Origin of the sequence: Corynebacterium cystitidis (assembly GCF_900187295.1) — a bacterium.
GTDB lineage: Bacteria > Actinomycetota > Actinomycetes > Mycobacteriales > Mycobacteriaceae > Corynebacterium > Corynebacterium cystitidis.
In genome coordinates this window covers 1,685,503-1,706,708 of record NZ_LT906473.1, presented here as the reverse complement: position 1 = coordinate 1,706,708, position 21,206 = coordinate 1,685,503, and the positions used below count along the sequence as shown (strand labels likewise).

18 protein-coding genes and 1 tRNA gene are annotated in these 21,206 nt (G+C 57.3%); 8 read left to right on the top strand and 11 right to left on the bottom strand.

What is annotated here, in order from left to right:
• The first annotated feature begins 35 nt into the window (after positions 1–35).
• Positions 36–860, top strand: a complete 825-nt coding sequence (locus CKV99_RS08045; protein WP_092258768.1) for a hypothetical protein — start codon at positions 36–38, stop codon at positions 858–860.
• A gap of 2 nt (positions 861–862) precedes the next feature.
• On the opposite strand, the gene CKV99_RS08040 is transcribed toward CKV99_RS08045, so the two are convergent.
• Positions 863–3,352 (bottom strand): phosphoketolase family protein, encoded by a 2,490-nt coding sequence (locus CKV99_RS08040; RefSeq protein ID WP_092258766.1) that lies wholly within the window; start codon positions 3,350–3,352, stop codon positions 863–865.
• Positions 3,353–4,234: 882 nt separating this feature from the next.
• Positions 4,235–4,307 (bottom strand) — tRNA-Arg (locus tag CKV99_RS08035).
• 133 nt (positions 4,308–4,440) lie between these two features.
• Here CKV99_RS08035 and CKV99_RS08030 point away from each other — a divergent pair.
• The gene (locus tag CKV99_RS08030; RefSeq protein ID WP_092258763.1) at positions 4,441–4,728 is read left to right on the top strand and encodes a hypothetical protein; all 288 of its coding nucleotides are present in this window, start codon (positions 4,441–4,443) and stop codon (positions 4,726–4,728) included.
• A gap of 27 nt (positions 4,729–4,755) precedes the next feature.
• On the opposite strand, the gene CKV99_RS08025 is transcribed toward CKV99_RS08030, so the two are convergent.
• The 4 genes from CKV99_RS08025 to CKV99_RS08010 form a co-directional block, all read right to left on the bottom strand.
• Positions 4,756–5,028: a mycoredoxin gene (locus CKV99_RS08025; RefSeq protein ID WP_092258760.1), complete on the bottom strand. Its 273-nt coding sequence runs from the start codon at positions 5,026–5,028 to the stop codon at positions 4,756–4,758.
• Positions 5,021–5,575 carry a dihydrofolate reductase gene (locus CKV99_RS08020; protein WP_092258758.1) on the bottom strand — a complete coding sequence of 185 codons (555 nt, stop codon included), beginning with the start codon at positions 5,573–5,575 and terminating at the stop codon, positions 5,021–5,023. Before CKV99_RS08020 ends, CKV99_RS08025 begins: the two co-directional genes overlap by 8 nt.
• The gene (locus CKV99_RS08015; RefSeq protein WP_092258755.1) at positions 5,572–6,372 is read right to left on the bottom strand and encodes a thymidylate synthase; all 801 of its coding nucleotides are present in this window, start codon (positions 6,370–6,372) and stop codon (positions 5,572–5,574) included. Before CKV99_RS08015 ends, CKV99_RS08020 begins: the two co-directional genes overlap by 4 nt.
• A 67-nt stretch (positions 6,373–6,439) precedes the next feature.
• A complete protein-coding gene (locus CKV99_RS08010) occupies positions 6,440–7,204 on the bottom strand; it encodes a 3'(2'),5'-bisphosphate nucleotidase CysQ (RefSeq protein WP_092258752.1) in 765 nt (254 codons plus the stop codon).
• A gap of 95 nt (positions 7,205–7,299) precedes the next feature.
• On the opposite strand from CKV99_RS08010, the gene CKV99_RS08005 reads away from it, so the two are divergent.
• Positions 7,300–11,976 (top strand): DEAD/DEAH box helicase, encoded by a 4,677-nt coding sequence (locus CKV99_RS08005; RefSeq protein WP_092258749.1) that lies wholly within the window; start codon positions 7,300–7,302, stop codon positions 11,974–11,976.
• Between the two features lie 13 nt (positions 11,977–11,989).
• Here CKV99_RS08005 and CKV99_RS08000 read toward each other — a convergent pair whose 3' ends face one another.
• Entirely contained in the window at positions 11,990–12,391 is a 402-nt protein-coding gene (locus tag CKV99_RS08000) for a hypothetical protein (RefSeq protein ID WP_092258747.1), read from the bottom strand.
• Positions 12,392–12,511: 120 nt separating this feature from the next.
• Between CKV99_RS08000 and CKV99_RS07995 the strand changes: the two genes are divergently transcribed.
• A complete protein-coding gene (locus CKV99_RS07995) occupies positions 12,512–13,306 on the top strand; it encodes a DNA-formamidopyrimidine glycosylase family protein (RefSeq protein WP_092258744.1) in 795 nt (264 codons plus the stop codon).
• Here CKV99_RS07995 and CKV99_RS07990 read toward each other — a convergent pair.
• Complete coding sequence (locus CKV99_RS07990; protein ID WP_092258742.1) at positions 13,303–13,950, bottom strand: DedA family protein; 648 nt, start codon at positions 13,948–13,950, stop codon at positions 13,303–13,305. The two genes, CKV99_RS07995 and CKV99_RS07990, sit on opposite strands and share 4 nt — an antisense overlap.
• 137 nt (positions 13,951–14,087) lie before the next feature.
• On the opposite strand from CKV99_RS07990, the gene CKV99_RS07985 reads away from it, so the two are divergent.
• Positions 14,088–14,501 (top strand): YccF domain-containing protein, encoded by a 414-nt coding sequence (locus CKV99_RS07985; RefSeq protein WP_092258739.1) that lies wholly within the window; start codon positions 14,088–14,090, stop codon positions 14,499–14,501.
• An 11-nt stretch (positions 14,502–14,512) separates the two neighbouring features.
• On the opposite strand, the gene CKV99_RS14265 is transcribed toward CKV99_RS07985, so the two are convergent.
• The gene (locus CKV99_RS14265; RefSeq protein WP_157728400.1) at positions 14,513–14,680 is read right to left on the bottom strand and encodes a hypothetical protein; all 168 of its coding nucleotides are present in this window, start codon (positions 14,678–14,680) and stop codon (positions 14,513–14,515) included.
• A gap of 96 nt (positions 14,681–14,776) precedes the next feature.
• Complete coding sequence (pgi, locus tag CKV99_RS07980) at positions 14,777–16,411, bottom strand: glucose-6-phosphate isomerase (protein WP_092258736.1); 1,635 nt, start codon at positions 16,409–16,411, stop codon at positions 14,777–14,779.
• A gap of 261 nt (positions 16,412–16,672) precedes the next feature.
• On the opposite strand from pgi, the gene CKV99_RS07975 reads away from it, so the two are divergent.
• Both CKV99_RS07975 and CKV99_RS07970 read left to right on the top strand, forming a co-directional pair.
• Positions 16,673–18,037: a CitMHS family transporter gene (locus CKV99_RS07975; protein ID WP_092258733.1), complete on the top strand. Its 1,365-nt coding sequence runs from the start codon at positions 16,673–16,675 to the stop codon at positions 18,035–18,037.
• A gap of 19 nt (positions 18,038–18,056) precedes the next feature.
• On the top strand, positions 18,057–18,383 hold the full coding sequence (locus tag CKV99_RS07970) for an antibiotic biosynthesis monooxygenase family protein (RefSeq protein ID WP_092258729.1): 327 nt from the start codon (positions 18,057–18,059) through the stop codon (positions 18,381–18,383).
• A gap of 34 nt (positions 18,384–18,417) precedes the next feature.
• Here CKV99_RS07970 and CKV99_RS07965 read toward each other — a convergent pair whose 3' ends face one another.
• A complete protein-coding gene (locus CKV99_RS07965; protein ID WP_092258726.1) occupies positions 18,418–18,726 on the bottom strand; it encodes a chorismate mutase in 309 nt (102 codons plus the stop codon).
• A 70-nt stretch (positions 18,727–18,796) separates the two neighbouring features.
• Between CKV99_RS07965 and CKV99_RS07960 the strand changes: the two genes are divergently transcribed.
• Positions 18,797–21,196, top strand: a complete 2,400-nt coding sequence (locus CKV99_RS07960; RefSeq protein ID WP_092258723.1) for a UvrD-helicase domain-containing protein — start codon at positions 18,797–18,799, stop codon at positions 21,194–21,196.
• Positions 21,197–21,206 lie beyond the last annotated feature (10 nt).

Below are 21,206 nucleotides of genomic sequence, written 5' to 3'. Positions count from 1 at the left end.
ACCTGCACACGGTTTCAACCACGAAGGGCACGAGTGTGAAATACGCTAAGGTGTGGCCTAAGCTAACCTTGCTGGCCCTGGCGATGGCCATTCTTTTCGCCGCACGATCCGGAGAAAGCACCGTGACACACTCTGTGGACTTTTCATCTACCTACAACCTAGACACCCTCAGCTGGGAAGGCCACACCTGGGCGATCCGGGGAACCAACGAAGAGATTGTAGGCTGGGGTGGGCCCCAAGCTGCGCACCCAGAAACCGGTGAGAGCTACTGGGTAGATGGGGCCACAGTCGATGATGCTGGCGATCTCGTGCTCGAATCCCGAGGTATTAACGGTGGGGTAGAGCTGATCGCCGAAGAATCCCTCGGCTACGGCACTTATTACTTCCGCTACTCAGCTGATTTTGATGCGTTTGATCCGCACACAGTGCTCGGCATTTTCACCTATGACTGGGCTGATGTTGTTGTGCCAGGCCACAAGGCTGCCGCTGGGGTAACAGAGATCGATTTTATTGAGATCTCGCGCTGGGGTGATACCGCCCGCCAGTACTCCCATGGCGGTGAAACCATGTACACAGATACCGACGGCACGCGCATCAACCTCAATGAGTTTGATGTGCCAGAAGGACACCAGGAGCTGACCACCACCGCCACGTGGGCACCAGATCTGCTGCGGGTGGTAACTACTCAAGCAGATGGCACCATCTTGTCCCATGCTGTGGCCACCGAGGGCGTGCCACAGCCCAATAAAGAACAGTTACATCTCAACTTGTGGACTACCACAGCAGACCCAGGCCATGTCGCCGCCCAAGGAGATACGGTGACATTCCACGCCTTTGGCTTCACCCCATTGGGGCCCTAGGCTTACTCGTTGTCGCCGCCGGTGAAGACTGTCGCGTCGATGGTGTCCTGAGCTGCATCCGTTTTATCAGACCAGGTCCAGTTAGCAACCGATGGCACGTCTTCGCCGTTGGCGTAGGCGTACGCACGTGCGTAGATACGCGCATCAGCCATGTACTGGCGCAGGTTCGCGTACTTGGAGCCCAGGCCTTCAACGTGGTCAATAACGTCCATGACCAAGTGGAAGCGGTCGAGGTTGTTACGCATAACCATATCGAATGGGGTTGTGGTGGTGCCCTCTTCAATGAAACCGCGGACATGCAGGTTGGAGTGGTTGTTGCGGCGGTAAGTTAGGCGATGAATCAGCCAAGGGTAGCCATGGTACGCCATGATGACTGGCTTGTCCTTGGTGAAGATGGTGTCAAATTCTTTATCAGACAGGCCATGCGGGTGCTCCTTTTCGTGCTGCAGGCGCATCAGATCCACGATGTTGACCACGCGGATCTTCAGCTCTGGGACTGCTTCGCGCAGCATCTTGGCTGCGGCCAAAGTCTCCAAGGTGGGGATGTCGCCAGCGCAGGCCAGGACAACGTCGGGTTCGTCGCCATCACCTTCGGTACCTGCCCAGTGCCAGATGCCCAAGCCCCTGGTGCAGTGTTTGTTCGCCTCGTCGACGGAGAGCCAGTTCGGATTCGGCTGCTTACCCGCCACAACCACATTGACGTAGTTCTTGGATTTCAGGCAGTGGTCAAAAGTGGAGAGGAGAGTGTTGGTGTCGCAGGGGAGGTAGACCCGGACAACCTCGGCCTTCTTGTTTACAACATGGTCGATGAAACCAGGGTCTTGGTGGGAGAAACCGTTGTGATCCTGGCGCCACACGTGGGAGGACAGCAAGTAGTTCAGCGACGCAATAGGGCGGCGCCACGGAATCTCGTTGCACACCTTGAGCCACTTAGCGTGCTGGTTGACCATGGAGTCCACAATGTGGATAAAGGCCTCATAGGAGCTCATCATGCCGTGGCGGCCGGTGAGCAAGTAGCCTTCGAGCCAGCCCTGGCACTGGTGTTCAGAGAGCATCTCGACGACGCGGCCAGCACGTGCGAGGTGGCCATCCATCTCGTCGTTAGGCAAGTATTCGGCGTTCCACTGCTTGTCGGTGACTTCGTAGACATCCTGCAGGCGGTTCGATGCGGTTTCGTCGGGGCCGAAGATACGGAAGTTGTCCGGGTTAAGTTTGATCACGTCACGGAAGTAGGTGCCCAGGCGACGGGTTGCCTCCGTCAAGGGGGTGCCCGGTTCTTGGACGTCAATGCCATAGTCACGCCAGTCTGGCAGAATCAAGTCTTTCAGAACCATGCCACCGTTGGTGATGGGGTTGGCAGACATACGGCGCTCGCCGACGGGTGCAAGTTCTGCAACGTCGTCGCGCAGCATGCCGTTGTCGTCGAAAAGCTCGCTCGGTTTGTATGATTCCATCCACTCGGCCAGGTCCGCCAGGTGTTCCTTGGTGTCACGCGCGGATGCCAGTGGTACCTGGTGTGCGCGCCACGAGTCTTCGGTGACCTTGCCGTCGATTTCCTTCGGGCCGGTCCAGCCCTTCGGGGTGCGCAGGACAATCATCGGCCAAGCAGGCCGTTCGATCTCCTCACCTTTTTCTGCTGCTGCGGCAGCTGCTGCCTTGATATCGGCGATCTCGTCGAGGCAGTCGTCGACTACCTTTGCAAAGCGGGTGTGATAGCTCTCAGGAGTTTCATCATCAAAGCCACCGGTGAAGAAGTGTGGCTTGTGCCCGTAGCCGACCATAAGTGCTTCGAGCTCGTCTTCTGGGATGCGCGCCAAGACGGTTGGGTTGGCAATCTTGTAACCGTTGAGGTGCAGAATCGGCAGGACCACACCGTCTTTTTCTGGGTTGACAAACTTGTTCGCATGCCAGGAGGTGGCTAGCGGGCCGGTCTCTGCTTCGCCGTCGCCGACGACCGCAAAAACCAACAGATCCTTGTTGTCGAAGGCCGCGCCGTAGGAATGGGAGAGTGCGTAGCCAAGCTCGCCACCCTCATGAATGGAACCTGGGGTTTCCGGTGCTGCGTGGGATGGGATGCCACCTGGGAAGGAGAACTGGCGGAACAGCTGCTGCATACCCTTGTCGTCTTGAGTCACGTCCGGGTAGATCTCGGAGTAGGTTCCTTCAAGGTAGGTGTTTGCCACAATGCCTGGGCCACCGTGGCCAGGGCCGGTGACATAGATAGCGTTAAGGTCGCGTTCCTTGATTACGCGGTTTGCGTGCGCGTAGATGAAGTTCAGACCCGGGGTGGTGCCCCAGTGGCCGAGAAGACGTGGCTTGACATCGTCGCGCTGCAGCGGTCGACGCAGCATGGGATTATCCAGCAGGTAGATTTGGCCGACGGAGAGGTAGTTTGCTGCACGCCACCACTTGTGGATAAGATCCGCGGTTTCCTTGGTGATGGTGTCGCCTGCGCCTTCAGGACGGCGGTGCCATGCAGTGTCGACGGTCATGTGAGCTCCTTAACTCGGTATGGTTACGGTACTTTTGACGCTACTCCCACTTTCGAATGATTGATACTATTTATGGCAGTAAAGTGAAAAATGCCACACGATCGGGCAGTGATTTGGCTTTGTGCGTGTGGTTATGTTCGCGCTTGACGACGAGAGGGTGTGTGATTCAGTGGAAATAATCATGGAACCGCCCGTATCTAGGTGTGCTGTCTAGCGTCTTAAGGGCAGGTTCTCCATGGCAACGCAAGTTCAAGAATCGGATGCTCAAAACGAAAAATCGCGACCGTGCATGAAGTCACCTCGAAAGGTTTCGCGCGTCTTGCAGAGTTCAGCAACCTGTAGGCATCTTCTGCTGACTACGGGCGTTTCACTAGCTAGATTTTATAATTGCTTTTGTAAAAAACCAGCAGTCCATCCCTACACGCCGACATCGCCGCAGATAAGTCAATGTAGCGGGAACTAAAAACGATGATCGATCTCTGGTTATTCGTTCGTTCTTCTGATTGTGGCAGCCCTGACTTTCGCTAGCTTTCGCATGTTTTCTTCGTTGAGTGGGCTCTGTGCTACTGCGTCGAAGAGAGGTCGAGCTGAGTAGAGGATTTCAGAGTGGTTGAGATCAGCGATAGTTCGGTGGCAGAGCCGGAGTTTCGACTCGTACGTGAAGGATCCTGCGAACTGAATATAAGCACGAGGACCCATGCTGTTACGCGGTGGGTCCTCGGAGTTGCTGCCCGGGGCATTCTTGCTTGCGCTCAACCCTGGCTCACGTTCTTCATGTTACACATCGATTGCTGGGTGACACCATTTTACGCCACTTGGGGTGGAAGTCGGGGGTGGGGCAGAAGCCCCCGTGTCTCCGCTAGTCGTTGGAAGTTGGCCGAGCGCCCCAGAGAGGAATCGAACCTCCGACACCGGCTTTAGGAGAGCCGTGCTCTATCCACTGAGCTACTGGGGCAACGAGTAGTTGCGTTCGACGCAACGAAGACTAAGGCTACCGCACAACGCGAAAGTACCGTAAATTAGGCTGGACGTACTGTTTGTTGTGGAAAAGCAACAACGCTTTTGAGTGAAAGGAAGATTTGAGGACTATGCCCCAGACACAACCGCGTTTCACCGATATTCAGCGCCGCAAAATCAAGGTGGAAGTCGTGGTGAAAGATAATATTCCTGCACTGTCGGTAGACAAGGAGCTGCCGGGTGGGTCAACGGAACGCATCATGCTACTCAACCCGCATGATGCGCGCCGTTTAAAGACCGCAATCGAAAACTACCTCAACGAGGTTTCGGGGCGCGATCTCAGTGGACACTTCGCTTCATTATCCCCACAGGACATGCTTGACCTATTTGGTGAAGAGGACGAAGACAACAACCTGTAGCGGAGCGTGGCCGTACTCCGCTAGTGCTTAAGCCTCGCCCGTCAGCTCGCGGAGTTTCGCACGCACCGCGGATGCGCGCGGGTTGGTCTCGTGGGTGTCATCCGAGTAGCGGATGGTTGGAACGACAGCATTACCGTCATTAACTGACTTCACCCACTCGGCTGCTTCCTCATTGCCCTCGGCCTCAATGTCGATGGTGGCGTACGGGGTCTCAGTGCGATCCAGATGCTTGCGCAGCTTCGCGCAGTGCGGGCACCAATCGGTCAGGTACATGGTGACGTGATTTGTTTGCTCAGACATTATCTTTTGCAACCTTTCGTTCATAGCGGAGGAACCGGTAACGTAGCGGCTCCTGTAATTTATCCTCGGCTGAGTCAGCAACCCCTGGCAGGACAAGCTTGCCTTTCTCCGACGTGATCCACTCGGTGTCCAACATCAAGGCAAACAGGTGCTCAGGTACCCGTGGGGCCATGACTGCCCGCTTACCGTAATGCTCGGCGACGTGGGCGTCGATAAGCGTGATCTCGATGACGTCCAACCAATCCATGTAGGACTCCCAGAGCTGCGGCCCGCCGAGAATCCACGCGTCAGTGTCCAACTGGGGAACATCAGGGACCACGAAAGCGCCATTCGACCACTGACCGGCCTCACGCGAGGACACGACGAAGTTATCGCGGCCCGGCAGTGGTCTCTTCGGCAGCGACTCCCATGTGCGCCTGCCCATGATCACGGGATAACCTAAGGTGGTTTCCTTGAAATGGCGCAGATCCTCGGGCAGGTGCCACGGCATTGTACGGCCGTCGCCGATCACACCATCAAGGGACTGGGCCCAAATCGCGCCAATCATACCGACACCGGGGCAGAAATCTTCGGGTGTGGGTCATACCCTTCCACAGAAATATCGTCGAAGGAGTACTCAAAGATCGACGCCGCCTTGTTCAGTTTCAGCTGTGGGTACGGGCGGGCCTCACGCGAAAGCTGCTCGCGTACCTGCTCAACGTGATTGTTGTAGATGTGGCAGTCCCCGCCTGTCCAAATCAGCTCACCAACATCCAGGCCTGCCTGCTGGGCAAACATGTGAGTGAGCAAAGAATAGGACGCGATGTTAAACGGCACACCTAAAAACATGTCTGCGGAGCGCTGGTAGACCTGCATCGACAGCGTACCGTCAACCACATACAACTGAAACAGCAAGTGGCAGGGCAGCAGCGCCATCTTGTCCAGCTCCGCCACATTCCACGCCGAGACAATATTGCGGCGCGAATCAGGATTGCTGCGCAACGTGTTCAGCGCACCCTGAATTTGGTCAATGTGGCTACCGTCCGGGGTGGGCCAGCTGCGCCACTGCACGCCATAGACAGGGCCCAACTCGCCATCTTCGCTGGCCCACTCATCCCAAATCTTGATGTTGTTGTCTTGCAGCCACTGCACGTTGGAATCGCCCTGCAAGAACCACAACAACTCGCCGACAACCCCCTTGAAGAACACCTTCTTGGTGGTCAACAGGGGGAATGAGTGGGCAAGGTTGTAGCGGATCTGGCGGCCAAACACGCTGCGGGTGCCAGTACCCGTGCGGTCGCCCTTGGCCTGGCCATTATCAAGAATGTCTTGGAGAAGATCCTCATAGGGAGTAGGCACAGTCATGACCGCAACCTTACCGCCAAAAAGTGCGGCAGGGGAATCGTCGGCAAGTGATAAAGTGAGCTTAAACTTAACCCTCGAAGCTGCCGTGCTCGTCCAGGTAAGCGTTAGTCAACTCCAGGATCTGGTCCGCCAACTCAGGCCGACAGATCAACAAATCCGGGATATAAGTATCCTCATTGTTATATCGCAGTGGATCGCCATTGAGGCGGGAGGCGTGCAGGCCAGCAGCCAGCGCGACACCAACCGGTGCTGCCTGATCCCACTCATACTGGCCACCAGCGTGCACATAGGCGTCATGGTCTCCCAGCAGCACATGCATCGCCTTCGCGCCAGCCGAACCCAACCCATCCACCTCAAAACCGAGGCCCTGGGCAACATGGTCTGCGATCTTCGGCGGACGATTACGAGAAATCGCGATCTTGCCCGCAAACGGGCCAGACACGTGGCGCACATCCGACGACTTAAACACCACGCCCAAGTCCGGCAGCCCCACAGCAGCATGCTTCGGTACACCATCAATCACCAAAGCAATGTGCACCGCCCAGTCCTGGCGTCCGGTAGCAAACTCCTTTGTGCCATCGAGCGGGTCGACGATCCACACACGGTCTTTATCCAAACGGGTTGGGTTATCGGCAGCTTCCTCCGACAGGAAGCCATCATCGGGGCGGTGCTGGCGCAGCACACGCGCGATCCAGTTTTGCGCAAGATCATCACCAGCCTCGCCGAGCTCGCGGCCACGCAGCGTACCCACGCCGCGAATCCCCTTCAGGATCTCACCGGTGCCCTGGGCGATAAGGTTTGTCAGCCGAGAATCAGAATACTGAGCGGTCATGGTTCCCAGACTACCGTGCGTCACCGAATTGCGGGTACTAACCGCGACTACACGCCCAGAGGCTTAACAGGGCCCAAGAAGGCTAAAGTAGTCCCATGAGCGAAAACATTCTGGGCCGATTCCACCCACAGGTGGCCACGTGGTTTTCAGAAGTTTTCGCAGGCCCTACCGCCGTCCAAACAGAGGCATGGACAGCGATCTCCGCTGGTGAAAACTCCCTGGTGGTGGCACCTACCGGCTCCGGTAAAACTCTGGCAGCATTTTTGTGGTCACTGAACTCACTAGTAGAGCGCGACGGCCAACAGGTACTGCCTGTTGGGCGCGCAACAGGTTCCGAAACCCGCGGCGTCACAGTGCTCTATATCTCTCCATTGAAGGCCCTCGGCGTCGACGTGGAGAATAACTTGCGCGCACCATTGAGCGGTATCGCGCGAGTAGCGCAACGAATGGGTCGGCCGATGCCAGATATCTCCGTGGCCGTGCGCAGCGGAGACACCCCACAATCAGAACGCAACCGCCAGGTGCGCAAACCACCTGACATCCTGATCACCACGCCGGAATCCGCTTACCTGATGTTGACCTCCAAAGCAGCAGCGATCCTCAAAGACGTGCACACCGTGATCATCGACGAAATCCACGCCCTGGCCGGCACCAAACGTGGCGTGCACCTCACCTTGACCTTGGAGCGTCTGCGCCGCATCGCCGGAAATTTTCAGCGCATCGGGCTTTCAGCTACCGTGCGACCACTCGACGCAGTGGCCAACTTCCTGGGTGAGAACACCACAATTATCAACCCGACCGCGGAAAAGAAATGGGAACTCCACGTCCGCGTGCCTGTCGACGACATGAGTGATCTACCTGTGCCTGAAGAAGCAAGTATGATCGGCGACTCCATCGTCGATGATCAACTGGGCCTAGGCGAGGCAGGAGCTGCTTTTCCGGCCAGCGACGCAGGAGCTGGCGCCTCAAAGTCCATCTGGCCCCACATTGAAGCACAGCTTTACGACGAGATCATGGCGCACCGCTCCACCTTGGTGTTTGTGAATTCCAGGCGCACGGCAGAACGATTGACATCGCAGCTCAACGAGAGGTGGGCAGTTGAGCACGATCCGGCGTCGTTAAGCGCGCCCGAACGTCGACCGCCGGCCCAGCTGATGAAGCCAAGCGATACCGCAGGACATGCTGCACCCGTGATCGCACGTGCGCACCACGGCAGTGTGAGCAAGGACGAGCGCGCCATGACCGAGCGCATGCTCAAGGAAGGCACGCTGAAAGCGGTGGTGGCCACCAGCTCGCTGGAACTGGGCATTGATATGGGTGCGGTGGAGCTGGTGGTGCAGGTGGAATCACCACCGTCGGTGGCCTCCGGCCTGCAGCGTGTGGGTCGCGCCGGGCACCAGGTGGGGGCGGTCAGCCACGGCTCGTTTTACCCGAAGCATCGTTCTGATCTGGTGCAGACCGCCGTGACCGTGCCGCGGATGCGTGAGGGCCTGATCGAGGAGCTGCGTACACCACGCAATCCACTGGATGTGCTGGCGCAACAGACCGTGGCGGCGATTGCCGTGGAAGACATCGAGGTAGACGAGTGGTATGAGACCGTGTGCCGCGCGTGGCCTTACCGCGATTTGGCGCGCGAAGTTTTTGACTCAGTGATCGACCTTGTGACAGGTGTGTACCCGTCTACTGATTTTGCGGATTTGAAGCCCCGCGCCATCCTTGACGGCACCATCCTGCGCGCCCGGCCCGGCGCCCAGCGCGTGGCCGTGACTAACGCCGGCACTATCCCGGACCGCGGCATGTTTGGGGTCTTCCTCACAAGTTCGGAAGACGGCGGAAGACGACACGGAGGAGAAGAAGGCGGAGGAAGATCCGGATCGGGCAAGGCACCACGCCGCGTTGGTGAGCTCGACGAGGAAATGGTGTACGAATCCCGCGTGGGTGACGTGTTCACTCTGGGAGCGTCGAGCTGGCGTATCGAGAACATCACCCGCGACCAAGTCCAAGTCACCCCAGCCCCGGGGCACACTGGTCGGCTTCCTTTTTGGACAGGGGATGCGCAAGGCAGGCCCTATGAGCTAGGAAAGGCGGTTGGCGCGTATCGACGACAGGCCTACGTAGACCACGCGATCGTCGATAAGAGCCTGGATGCCAAAGCAAAGTCAAACCTGGCGCAATACTTGGCGGAGCAAGCCGAAGCCACCGGTGTGATCCCGGATGACACCACACTGGTGCTCGAGAGGTTCACCGACGAGCTGGGAGACTGGCGTGTGGTTCTACACACCCCATTTGGCAAGGGTGTGAACGCGGCGTGGGCGCTGGCGACTGGGTGGCGGATCGCGCAGGAAACCGGCATGGATGCCCAAGCGGTGGCGGGCGATGACGGCATCGTGCTGCGTCTGCCCCAGATGGATAAAGAACCGGACGGCTCGCTGTTTGTGTTCGATGCGGACGAAATTGCCGAGATCGTCACTGATCAGGTAGGTAATTCCGCGCTGTTTGCCTCCCGTTTCCGTGAATGTGCAGCCCGTGCTTTGCTGCTGCCACGCAGAAATCCAGGCAAACGTGCGCCGTTGTGGCAGCAACGCCAACGTGCGGAACAATTGCTGGATGTGGCGCGCAAGTATCCCTCATTCCCCATCATCTTGGAGACGGTTCGCGAATGTTTGCAGGACGTTTACGATCTGCCCGCGCTCGAGGACGTGATGGGGCAGCTCAATACCCGCAAGGTGCGGATCGCTGAGGTCACCACCGATCAACCCAGCCCTTTCGCATCTTCGTTATTGTTCAACTACACCGGCGCATTCATGTACGAAGGGGATACGCCCCTCGCCGAAAAGCGCGCGGCGGCGTTGGCCCTGGACCCAGCGTTGCTGGCCAAGCTACTGGGCACCGTTGAGCTGCGCGAGCTGCTTGATGCGGAGATCATTGCCGAAGTTGATGCGTCGCTACGGCGGGTAGGTAAAGCTGCCACTGCGGAACAATTCGCCGACACGTTGCGCATGACTGGCCCGGTGCGTATCGACGACCTAGCGGACTACACAACCGTGCCATTGAATGCGCTGGAGCAGTCGCTGGCCGGGCGGATTATGCGGGTGCGCATCGGTGGGCACGAGCATGTGGCGCAGGTACAGGATGCACCGCTGCTGCGTGACGGGTTGGGTGTGCCCGTGCCACCGGGGGTGGCCGCCCAAGTAGACACCGTGGAAGATGCGCTGCAGCAGCTAGTGGGCAGGTGGGTGCGCACCCGCGGCCCGTTTACCCTGCGCGATGTGGCGGATGCCTTTGGTCTGGCAGTCGGGGCGGCCTATTCGGCACTGCAACCGCTGGTGGATGCAGACAAGGTGATCGAAGGGCGCTACCGGCAAGGCATCGACGAGCAGGAATACGTCGCCGCTGAGGTGCTGCGGATCATCCGCTCACGCTCGCTGGCCGCGGCACGGGCCCAAACTAGGCCGGTGACCCAATCCGCGTTCGCACGATTTACTGTGGACTGGGCCAACGTTGCAGAACATGGGGTACGCCCAGCCTTGCGTGGTGCCGACGGCGTATACACGGTGATTGAGCAGCTAGCCGGTGTGCGCCTGCCGGCAAGCGCTTGGGAATCCTTGGTGCTGCCCTCGCGAGTGGGCGACTACTCACCACTCATGCTCGATGAACTCACCTTGTCTGGCGAAGTGCTCATCGTCGGTGCTGGCAAGGCCGGCGCGGGTGACCCGTGGATTAGGCTGCTGCCTGCCGACTACGCAGAGCAACTCATGCCGCAGAGCGACGAACCCATGCTGAGCCTGACCCAGCAACGCGTGATGGAGCGCATGCGCGGCGGGGGCGGATTCTTGTTTACAGACTTTCTGGAAGGCACCACCACCGAGGATTTACGTGAGGCAATGTGGGACCTTGTTGAAGCAGGACAGATTGCACCAGACTCGTTCGCACCGATCCGCGCCAGGCTGTCCGGTGGAAAGACGGCGCACAAGGTCAAGCGCCGCCCATCACGCTCGCGGGTGCGCATGGGGCGCAACTCGTTCGCCCCAGTGACACCACCGGACATGGCAGGGCGTTGGGCTGCGACCCCTGCACCAGATACTGACGCCACCACGCGGTCAGTGGCGCAGGGGGAGGCCTGGCTGGACCGCTACGGCGTAGTCACCCGTGGCTCCGTAGTTTCCGAAGACGTGATCGGCGGTTTTGCCCTGGCATACAAGGTTTTAAGTGGTTTCGAGGAATCAGGCAAAGCGATGCGCGGATACCTCGTGGAGGGTTTGGGTGCCTCCCAATTCTCCACTCCCGCCGTGATCGACCGGCTGCGCGGACACCAAGACACCGACGACGTTGTCGGCTGGCCATCTGGCGCACGCGAACCTAAAGTCCACGTGCTGGCAGCCACCGACCCCGCCAACCCATATGGCGCAGCCCTGCCGTGGCCCGAGCAAGGCCCAACTCGCAGCGCGGGGGCGTTGGTGGTGCTGATCGACGGGTTGTTGGCTGCCCACGTTACTCGTGGTGGCAAGACCATGACCACCTTCTTCGAAGGCTTCCCTGAAGGGATAGGAGACCCCATGGGTGTGGTTGTAAGTGCACTTCACGACGAGGTAAGCCACGGGCGGATCGCCCCGTTGAATGTGGAGCGCTTGAACGGTGAAAGCGCATACATTTTGCGCGATTATGGGGCCGCAGTTACTCCTCGTGGCGCGAAAATTGGTGGGCGCGGCGGCTCGTCGACAAGCAAAAAGCGTGGACGCACGGTTGCTGAAGCGATCGAAGAGCTCAGTTAATCCTTCCCGGCGTCTAAGCCCCCTGCGTCAGCGGGCCCTCGATAATGACGTTGCGATCACCGAGTGGAGAGTCAAGATTAACTGTAGAGAAAACCTCAATAAACGCTTGGTGGCACATCAATTGTTCCTCGTTCGGGTCGGCCGGAACCTCAACAAACGTGATGGTCACAGTATCGTGGGTTTCTGAGACGGTGGTATCAAGCAGCGGGGGGCACCCATTAGGGTGCCAAAAGCTTACTTCGAGCGTGGTGTCGTCGATCTGTTGATAACGGTAGCCACTGTACATGTCAGGTTCGGTAGGTCCGTCAATCACGATCGGTGCAGGAGCAGGAGTGGGAGTCTGGAGAGGGGATATCCCGAAAAGCAGAGCAATGAGAGCAGGAAGTATTGGAAAGACAGTGTTGAAGAAGAACATAACACTGAGTCTAGCCTGGGCCACACCTAAGGAAAAGGTGTATGGACAATAAAATTTCTTAAACGGGTTCGCTGGGGGTGTGGGAGGGGGTAGGGCTTGCCGTGGGCTACTGTCACAAGCATGCCCGAGGGTGATTCCGTTTACCAACTAGCCAAACGCCTCAACTTCATGGAAGGCCGCGAAGTCACGCGCTGCTCGATCCGCTGGCCCAGCTTCGCTACCGTCGACTTCACTGGTCTGACCTGCAACAAAGTGTGGCCCTACGGAAAGCACCTGTTTATGCAGTTCGGCAGTGACATCCTGCAGACCCACCTCAAAATGGAAGGCACCTGGGCAATCCATCGCGCCGGGACGCGGTGGCGCAAACCGGGACATTCCGCGCGCGTCGTGCTTGAGCTTAACGACGAACACTCCCGTAATATTGAGGTGGTGGGGCACTGGCTAGGGCTGGTCGACATCTATCCCGCGCGTGATTACCAGCAGCGAGTTAGTTATTTGGGTCCTGATATTCTCGCCCCAGAGTGGGACATCGACGAAGCCGTGCGACGCATCGAGGCACAGCCCGACATGGAAATCGGGCGCGCGCTGCTTGACCAAAAGAATGTGGCAGGAATTGGTAACGAGTATCGCGCCGAAATCTGCTTCATCGCTGGGATCCACCCAGCGCGGAAGGTCCGGGTGGTTGACGTGCGAAAAATCCTCGACATCTCGCGCAGACTCATGTGGGCCAACAAAGATTCCCCGGTCCGCGTTACCACAGGAGTCAAGCGAGCCGGGGAAACAGCTTACGTATTCGGCCGCAACAACAAGCCTTGTAGGCGGTGCACCACCTTGATTACCAAGGGATTCCTCGGGGGAGACGGGGATCTTGAACGCGTGATCTGGTGGTGCCCGCACTGCCAGCCCTACGGCTAGTTGTTCGGTGGGCGGTTGCGGGACTGGTCTGACTTCTTGCGCTTGTTATTGCGCCTGATCAGGTAGGTGATCAGCGCGATCAGCGCTACGGCGATGACGATGTAGATGATGTTCGAGTATTGGTCGACCACGTCGGCAACTTTGGTGTACTGGTCGCCCAAGAGATAGCCCAAGTAAATCAGCAGGGCGTTCCAGATTCCGGAGCCAGCCAAAGTCCACAGGCCAAACTTCACAAGATTCATGCGGTCAATACCGGCGGGGATGGAAATAAGTGAGCGCACGCCGGGAATCAAGCGTCCGAAAAATACCGAGGCCGCACCATATTTATCAAACCAGTGCAAAGCCGAATCAACATCGTTAGCGTCAACAAGCCACATCTTATCGGCGATCCGGCGCAGGCGATCAGCCCCCAGCCACGCACCTAAGCCATAAAGCAAATAAGCGCCCACCACCGAGCCAGCCGTTGCCCAAATAAACGTAGCCAGCATGTTTAGCGAGCCCTGCGCCACCGTAAAGCCTGCAAGCGGAAGCACAACTTCTGACGGAATTGGTGGGAAAACATTCTCCAGCAAAATGGCAATGCCAACTCCAGGAGCCCCAAGAATTTCCATCAGGTTGACGATCCAGTCAATGATTCCTTGCACGAAGCCTTCTCTCTAAAACTTTTGAACCTTTGAGACCTGTCCATCTTGCCTTAAAGATTGCGCTCAAACGGAACCTATCTCGGCGTGCCAACCAACCTCCATATCGCTTGGCAGCCAGATCCTATAGGCTAGAAATTATGAACTTTATTCTGAACATCATCTGGCTAATCTTCGCGGGCTTGCCCTTGGCAATCGGCTACTTCCTTTTCGGCATCCTCGCATGCATCCTCATCATTACGATTCCTGCGGGCATAGCATCATTCCGCATGGCTAAGTTCGCTCTGTGGCCCTTTGGGCGCTCCGTCATCCAACCCAACGAAGGTACCGGTGTGTTCTCCACGATCAGCAACGTCATCTGGTTTGTTATCGCCGGACTGTGGCTAGCCATCGGCCATATCACCACCGCGGCGGCTCAGGCCATCACCATCATTGGTATCCCCCTGGCAATCGCCAACCTCCGTATGATTCCGGTGACCTGCTTCCCGTTCGGTCGCCGCATCGTTGATAGTGATCGAATCCCCGTCGGCTGGGAACCCATGATCAAGATGTAGGCACCTCCCAGTCACCACGTCGCGCCATATCGCCTGGTGGTGGCGCGTCCGTGAATGATGCCAAGATACTCGTCGATAAGCTCCGGCGATACCCCCAGTGCGGCTAACTCCTCGCGCGCTTGCGGTATTTCGTACGCTGGCGCGGGGAAATAGGTGTTAGAACAAACGGTGTCGCCCATACCCGCAAGTGTCGGGCACTTAAGGGTATGGGCGACAGGGCTTCGCGCTAGCGAGACACAAGCGACGAGACGCTAGCCACGCAAGAGACGCTACCGTTACTTCTGGTTGCGGTACCACGCAATCAAATTATCGGTTGATGAATCCCCAGTATCTGCCTTCTGTTCACCGGACACAGCAGCGGCAAGCTGGTTTGCCTGTTGCTTCCCCAGCTCCACACCCCACTGGTCAAACGAGTTGATATCCCAGATCACGCCTTCGGTGAAGGTGATGTGCTCGTAGAGAGCGATCAGGGAACCAACAACGTACGGAGTCAGTTCCTCCGCCAAGATCGTAGTAGTGGGGCGGTTGCCCGGCATCACCTTGTGCGGAGCTACCTCTTTAGACACGCCTTCGTCGAGGATCTCCTCAAGAGTTTTACCGAATGCCAGCACCTTCGTCTGCGCAAAGAAGTTGCCCATCAAAAGGTCATGCATGGAACCATCACCTGATGCTGTTGGCAGATCCTCCTTCGGGTTAGCAAAACCGATGAAGTCCGCGGGGATCATCGTGGTGCCCTGGTGAATCAGCTGGTAGAAAGCATGCTGGCCGTTGGTGCCAGGCTCGCCCCAGAAGACTTCGCCGGTGTCATAGGTGACTGGCGTGCCGTCACGGCGTACCGACTTACCGTTGGACTCCATGGTCAGCTGCTGTAAGTATGCAGGGAAGCGGCCCAGATCCTCAGAATAAGGCAGGACGGCGTGCGACTGTGCACCGTAGAAGTTGCGGTACCACACGTTGATCAGACCCATGAGTGCAGGAATGTTTTCGCGGATCTCGGCGTTGCGGAAGTGCTCATCCATCGCGTTGAAGCCTTCGAGGAAACGCATGAAGTCCTGCGGGCCGATCACAGCCATCAGTGAGAGGCCAATCGCGGAATCTACAGAGTAGCGGCCACCTACCCAATCCCAGAATGGGAACATGTTGTGGGTATCAATCCCGAACTCTGCAACCTTCTCAGCGTTTGTCGACACCGCGACGAAGTGCTTTGCAATCGCGGACTCTTCGTTGTCGAACTTTTCTAGCAGCCAGCGCTTCGCAGCATGCGCATTAGCCAGGGTCTCTTGAGTGGTGAAAGTTTTCGACGCCACGATGAATAGAGTCGATTCTGGATCAACCTCAGCAAGCACCCGGGTCATATCTGCTGGGTCAACGTTGGACACGAACTCCGCGGTGATGCCCGCAGTTGCATAGGTGCGTAGTGCCTTCGTGACCATGGCAGGGCCCAAGTCAGACCCGCCGATCCCGATGTTCACCACAGTCTTGATGGTGCGGCCAGTATGCCCAAGCCAGTCACCAGAGCGTAACGACGATGCAAAGTCGCGCATTCGCCCGAGTACCTCGTGCACGTCCGCCGCAACATCCTGGCCGTCAACCTCGAGGTTCTCCTCAACAGGCAGGCGCAGAGCGGTATGGAGTACCGCGCGATCCTCTGTGTTGTTGATGTGGACACCGGTGAACATTTTTTCGGTGGCTCCTTTTAAGTCACCTTCCTCTGCCAGCGCGACAAGAGCGTCGACGATTTCCTCGTCGATCAAGTTTTTGGACAGATCCACGTGCAGGCCAGCCGCATCAAGCGTGTACTTGTCTGCGCGGCCATCCTCTTCGAACAGGTCACGCAGAGTCGTGTCCTTCTTTGACGAGTAGAGCGCGTCTAGCTTCTTCCATGCAGCAGTGGTTGTGATATCGGACATTATTCATGCTCCTTCTGAAGAAAGTGTGGTTGCACAACGCTAGGTATCTCCTGCGTTCGAGTGTAGTAAGAAAGCGAGCATTAGGCATGACGTTGAAATGAACAGAAAATAATTTAGTTTCTTGTGAAAAATCAAGACAAAAGTGATCTGCGTTTGTAAATTATGCGTTAACACGATGTGGGTGACACGTTGTTCTCAGTCCTGTAACTACCTACTAGCTGCTGCCCACTACCTTCTACCCCTACGACAGGGAGCCTTGATATGCAGACGCCGCTCGCACTGACAATTATCGGCCTTGCCATCGTCATCGTGACCGTGGCCATCCTTATTCGCGGAAGAACGAGCCCAGTCATTGTCATGACACTCGTGCCTGTCGTCGGCGCACTGTGCGCGGGATTCGGGTTCGAGGCCATCGCCGAATTCTTCGGGGATGGCCTCAGCTCGGTCATGAATGTCGTGGTGATGTTTATATTTGCGATCATCTACTTCGGTGTTCTCTCCGACGTGGGACTTTTCACCCCGGTGATCAAAGCGCTCATCAAAGCGACCCGAGGAAATGTCGTTCTTGTCGCGGTGGGCACTGCGGCAATCGGGATTGTCGCCCATCTCGACGGAGCTGGTGCCACTACGTTCCTTCTCACAATTCCTGCCTTGTTGCCGCTTTACAAGGCGCTTCACATGAGCAGATACGTTCTCCTTGCAATCGTTGCTATCGCTGCATCCGTTATGAACATGGTGCCGTGGGGTGGACCGCTCGGCCGTGCCTCCTCAGTTATTGAACAAGACCCGATCGCCCTCTGGCAACATTTGCTTCCGATCCAAGGCATCGCCGTAGTCATGATTTTTGGGATCGCGGCGCTGCTCGGTCTTAAGGAGCAGCGCCGTATCGCGCAGCTGCGCACTACTTCTGAGTTCGTCGGCTCTGGCAGTGTCGATGTCAACGAAATTGCGGATGATTTCGAACGACGTCAGAATAAAGAGCGTGAAAAAGACGGTATTAAGCACCGACAAGGAACGGGGATCACTGTCTTTAACATCGCACTTTCGATTCTTCTTCTTGTAATAATGATGAGCGGTTGGTTGCCTCCCGCCCCAGCATTCTTGATTGGAACGACTCTGCTGTTATTGGTGAATTTTAAAACCTCGAGCGATCAGGCTGACATTATGAAACGCCATGCGCCTAACGCGCTTTCCATGGCGAGCGTGATTATCGCCGCAGCAATGTTCTTGGGTGTTCTTAACGGCGCGGGAATGCTTGAACAGATTGCAATGTCGCTTCTGGCCGTCCTGCCGGAATCTGTCGGCCCGTGGTTGCACGTCATAGTAGGTCTTCTTGGTGTACCACTTGATCTGGCTACTTCAACCGATGCCTACTACTTCTCCATTTTGCCAATCGTTCAAGAGACCACTGCCGCCTTTGGTGTGACCGGCACCGGCGCGGCAACTGCGTTGATCATCGGAAACATTATCGGCACATTTGTCAGCCCTTTTTCGCCAGCGCTGTGGCTCGCTATTGGTCTTGCAGAAGCTAACATGGGCAAGCATATTAAGTTTACGTTTCCGATTGCGTGGTTGTTCTCAGTCGTCCTCCTCTTAATAGCTTTAGCTACGGGCCTGCTAGTGTGACCCGGGTACAGTAGTGCCCATGAGCATTGTAAAAATCAACGCACTGACCGTTCCCGCCGACGCGGCTGAGACCCTGGAGGAGCGCTTCAAAGCGCGTAAACACGCCGTCGACTCGGCGCCTGGTTTCGAGGGCTTCCAGCTCCTGCGCCCAGTCAAAGGAGAGGATCGTTACTTCGTAGTCACCCGCTGGGCCGACGAAGAGTCCTACGCTGCGTGGCGCGACGGTGATGCACGCGCAGCGCACGCGAAACCGGAAGGCGAAGAAAGTGAGCAGCCACGCCAGCCAGCTGCTACGAATGCAGAACTCCTTGAGTTTGAGGTCGTCCTCGACTCCACTCAGGAATAACGCTAGGGCAGAAGCATTCGTCGTTAAGCGATTGCTAGCCCAACTTACCGCGTCCCAGGCGCAGCAAAACCCCAGCCAAGACTGGGCCTTCCTCGCCAAGCTCCTCGCGGAACTGATTGATGATAGCCACTTCGCGAGTATGCACGAGGCGGGTTCCACCAGACCCCATGCGGGTTTTGCCAATGGCCTGGGAAACCTCAGTGCGTCGCTTCACAGCATCCAGGATGACGCGGTTGAGGCGGTCGATCTCTTTGCGGTACTCCTTGATCTCGGCGTCCGACAATGGGTCATCAGTACCGGTAGGTGTGCGGATCTCAAGATTGTCATCACTGGCGGAACTCATAAATGGCATTATGCCACGTGGGAGACTGTAAAGCAGCAATGTCGCGGGTACCTAGTAGGTTAGAAGCATCATGACTACTGACCTGACTTTGGGACTCAATCCGCAGCAGAAGGCGGCCGTCGAGCACTCCGGCAGCCCTTTGTTAATCGTTGCTGGCGCGGGCTCTGGCAAAACCGCCGTGCTTACTCGCCGTGTTGCATATTTACTCACGCAACGCGGCGTTGCGCCGTGGCAGATCCTGGCGATCACATTTACCAACAAGGCTGCCGCCGAAATGAAAGAGCGCGTAAGCAGCCTGATCGGCCCTCAGGCCGAACGCATGTGGGTGGCCACGTTCCACTCGGTGTGCGTACGAATCTTGAGGCAGCAGGCGCAGCTCGTACCAGGCTTGAACACGAACTTCACTATTTATGATTCGGATGATTCGCGTCGGCTGCTCACCATGATCGCTAAGGATATGAACCTGGATTTGAAGAAGTTCAGCGCGCGTACCTTAGCCAATGCGATATCTAACTTAAAAAATGAGCTGATCGACCCGGCGCAGGCGCAGGCCAGTGCAGAGGCGACGAAAAATCCCTTCGAGACTACCGTGGCCAATGTTTTCGGGGAGTACCAGCGCCGCCTGCGCACCGCGAATGCCTTGGACTTCGATGATCTGATTGGCGAGGTCGTGCGCATTTTTAAGCAGCACCCGCAGGTCACAGACTATTACAGGCGTAAGTTTAGGCATGTGCTTGTCGACGAATACCAGGATACGAACCACGCCCAATATGAACTCATTCACACTCTGGTGGGGGAGGGGGCGGATGCGCCAGAGCTGGCTGTAGTCGGTGACTCAGATCAGTCGATTTATGCCTTCCGTGGAGCGACGCTCCGCAATATTGAGGAGTTTGAGCGCGACTATCCTGCAGCCACAACTATCCTGCTGGAGCAGAACTACCGCTCGACACAAAATATTCTCGCTGCAGCCAATGCAGTGATTAGCCAGAACGAGGGCAGGCGCCCGAAGAATCTGTGGACCGATCATGGCTCGGGCGACAAGATCGTCGGCTACGTCGCTGACAACGAGCACGATGAGGCCCGCTTTATTGCCCATGAGATAGATAACCTGGTGGACCAAGGCAGGAACTACTCAGATATTGCGGTGATGTACCGCACCAATAATGCATCGCGAGCCGTCGAAGATATCTTTATCCGGTCCGGGATCCCTTACAAAGTAGTTGGTGGCACCCGCTTCTACGAGCGCCGTGAAATTCGTGACATCGTTGCCTATCTGCGAGTGATTGACAACCCAGATGACACGGTGAGCTTGCGCCGCATCATCAACGTGCCGAAACGCGCAATTGGTGACAAGGCCCAGGCGATGGTGGCACTCCACGCGGATAACAACAACATCAGTTTCGGCAAGGCACTTATCGACGCTGCCGACGGCAAGGTTGACATGCTGGCCACGAGGGCGAAAAATGCCATTGCCGGATTTAACGAGATGATGGACACGTTGCGCGCTGAGTTGCCGGGCATGACCAATGAGGTCACCGGTATGCCGGATTTGGGTGAGCTGGTGTCCAGGATCCTTGACATCACAGGGTACAAGGCAGAACTTGAAGCATCTAATGACCCTCAAGATGGAGCCCGCCTCGACAACCTCAACGAACTGGTCTCCGTGGCGCGCGAATTTTCATCAGAAGCTGCAAACCAGATGGTGAACGAAGTTGACCTCGCAAGCGCCGACCGCGCAAGCGCCGATCTCGCAAGCGCCGACCTCACAAGTTCGGTCGGCGAGGCAGTGGGCGTGGACGACGGGGAGCCGGCTCCTGGCAGCCTGCAAGCGTTTCTTGAGCGCGTATCTCTCGTCGCCGACGCAGACCAGATCCCTGACAACGATCAAGGCGTGGTCACTCTCATGACATTGCACACAGCAAAGGGGCTGGAGTTTCCCATAGTGTTTGTCACAGGCTGGGAAGACGGCCAATTCCCGCACCTACGTGCACTGGGTGATCCTGCAGAGCTTGCTGAAGAACGTCGCCTAGCCTATGTGGGAATTACACGTGCGCGAGAAAGCCTGTACCTTACGCGGGCGATGCTGCGGTCCTCCTGGGGCAATCCGGTGACTAACCCGGCCAGTCGCTTCCTCGCAGAGATCCCGGCGGATCTCATCGACTGGCGCAGGGAAGAGCCTTCGTACGGGAATTCCTCGGGCGCCTGGGGTGGATCGTCGTCACGCACACGCCAAACCTCCCGATTTAGTTCCGGGCCGAGCTTTGGTCGTCGCCCGCAGAAGCCTGCCGTGACGGTGAACAAGGACCTGCACCTAGAGCCGGGCGATAAAGTCAACCACGCGAAGTACGGCCTGGGCACTGTCACCGCAGTTGACGGTGCCGGTGCGCGAGAAACTGTGACGATTGACTTTGGCTCCTCCGGTACCGTCCGCCTGATGATGATCGGTGGGGTACCGATGGAGAAGCTTTAGGTGCGCCTTA

Bases quoted from the DNA above. Each gene is read 5' to 3' on its own strand.
- CKV99_RS14265 (WP_157728400.1), bottom strand. From the start codon at position 14,680: ATGGGCGACACCGTTTGTTCTAACACCTATTTCCCCGCGCCAGCGTAC.
- pgi (WP_092258736.1), bottom strand. From the start codon at position 16,411: ATGTCCGATATCACAACCACTGCTGCATGGAAGAAGCTAGACGCGCTC.
- CKV99_RS08020 (WP_092258758.1), bottom strand. From the start codon at position 5,575: ATGATTGGCGCGATTTGGGCCCAGTCCCTTGATGGTGTGATCGGCGAC.
- CKV99_RS08030 (WP_092258763.1), top strand. From the start codon at position 4,441: ATGCCCCAGACACAACCGCGTTTCACCGATATTCAGCGCCGCAAAATC.
- CKV99_RS08000 (WP_092258747.1), bottom strand. From the start codon at position 12,391: ATGTTCTTCTTCAACACTGTCTTTCCAATACTTCCTGCTCTCATTGCT.
- CKV99_RS07960 (WP_092258723.1), top strand. From the start codon at position 18,797: ATGACTACTGACCTGACTTTGGGACTCAATCCGCAGCAGAAGGCGGCC.
- CKV99_RS08010 (WP_092258752.1), bottom strand. From the start codon at position 7,204: ATGACCGCTCAGTATTCTGATTCTCGGCTGACAAACCTTATCGCCCAG.
- CKV99_RS07965 (WP_092258726.1), bottom strand. From the start codon at position 18,726: ATGAGTTCCGCCAGTGATGACAATCTTGAGATCCGCACACCTACCGGT.
- CKV99_RS08040 (WP_092258766.1), bottom strand. From the start codon at position 3,352: ATGACCGTCGACACTGCATGGCACCGCCGTCCTGAAGGCGCAGGCGAC.
- CKV99_RS08015 (WP_092258755.1), bottom strand. From the start codon at position 6,372: ATGACTGTGCCTACTCCCTATGAGGATCTTCTCCAAGACATTCTTGAT.
- CKV99_RS07975 (WP_092258733.1), top strand. From the start codon at position 16,673: ATGCAGACGCCGCTCGCACTGACAATTATCGGCCTTGCCATCGTCATC.
- CKV99_RS07995 (WP_092258744.1), top strand. From the start codon at position 12,512: ATGCCCGAGGGTGATTCCGTTTACCAACTAGCCAAACGCCTCAACTTC.
- CKV99_RS08005 (WP_092258749.1), top strand. From the start codon at position 7,300: ATGAGCGAAAACATTCTGGGCCGATTCCACCCACAGGTGGCCACGTGG.
- CKV99_RS08025 (WP_092258760.1), bottom strand. From the start codon at position 5,028: ATGTCTGAGCAAACAAATCACGTCACCATGTACCTGACCGATTGGTGC.
- CKV99_RS07985 (WP_092258739.1), top strand. From the start codon at position 14,088: ATGAACTTTATTCTGAACATCATCTGGCTAATCTTCGCGGGCTTGCCC.
- CKV99_RS07970 (WP_092258729.1), top strand. From the start codon at position 18,057: ATGAGCATTGTAAAAATCAACGCACTGACCGTTCCCGCCGACGCGGCT.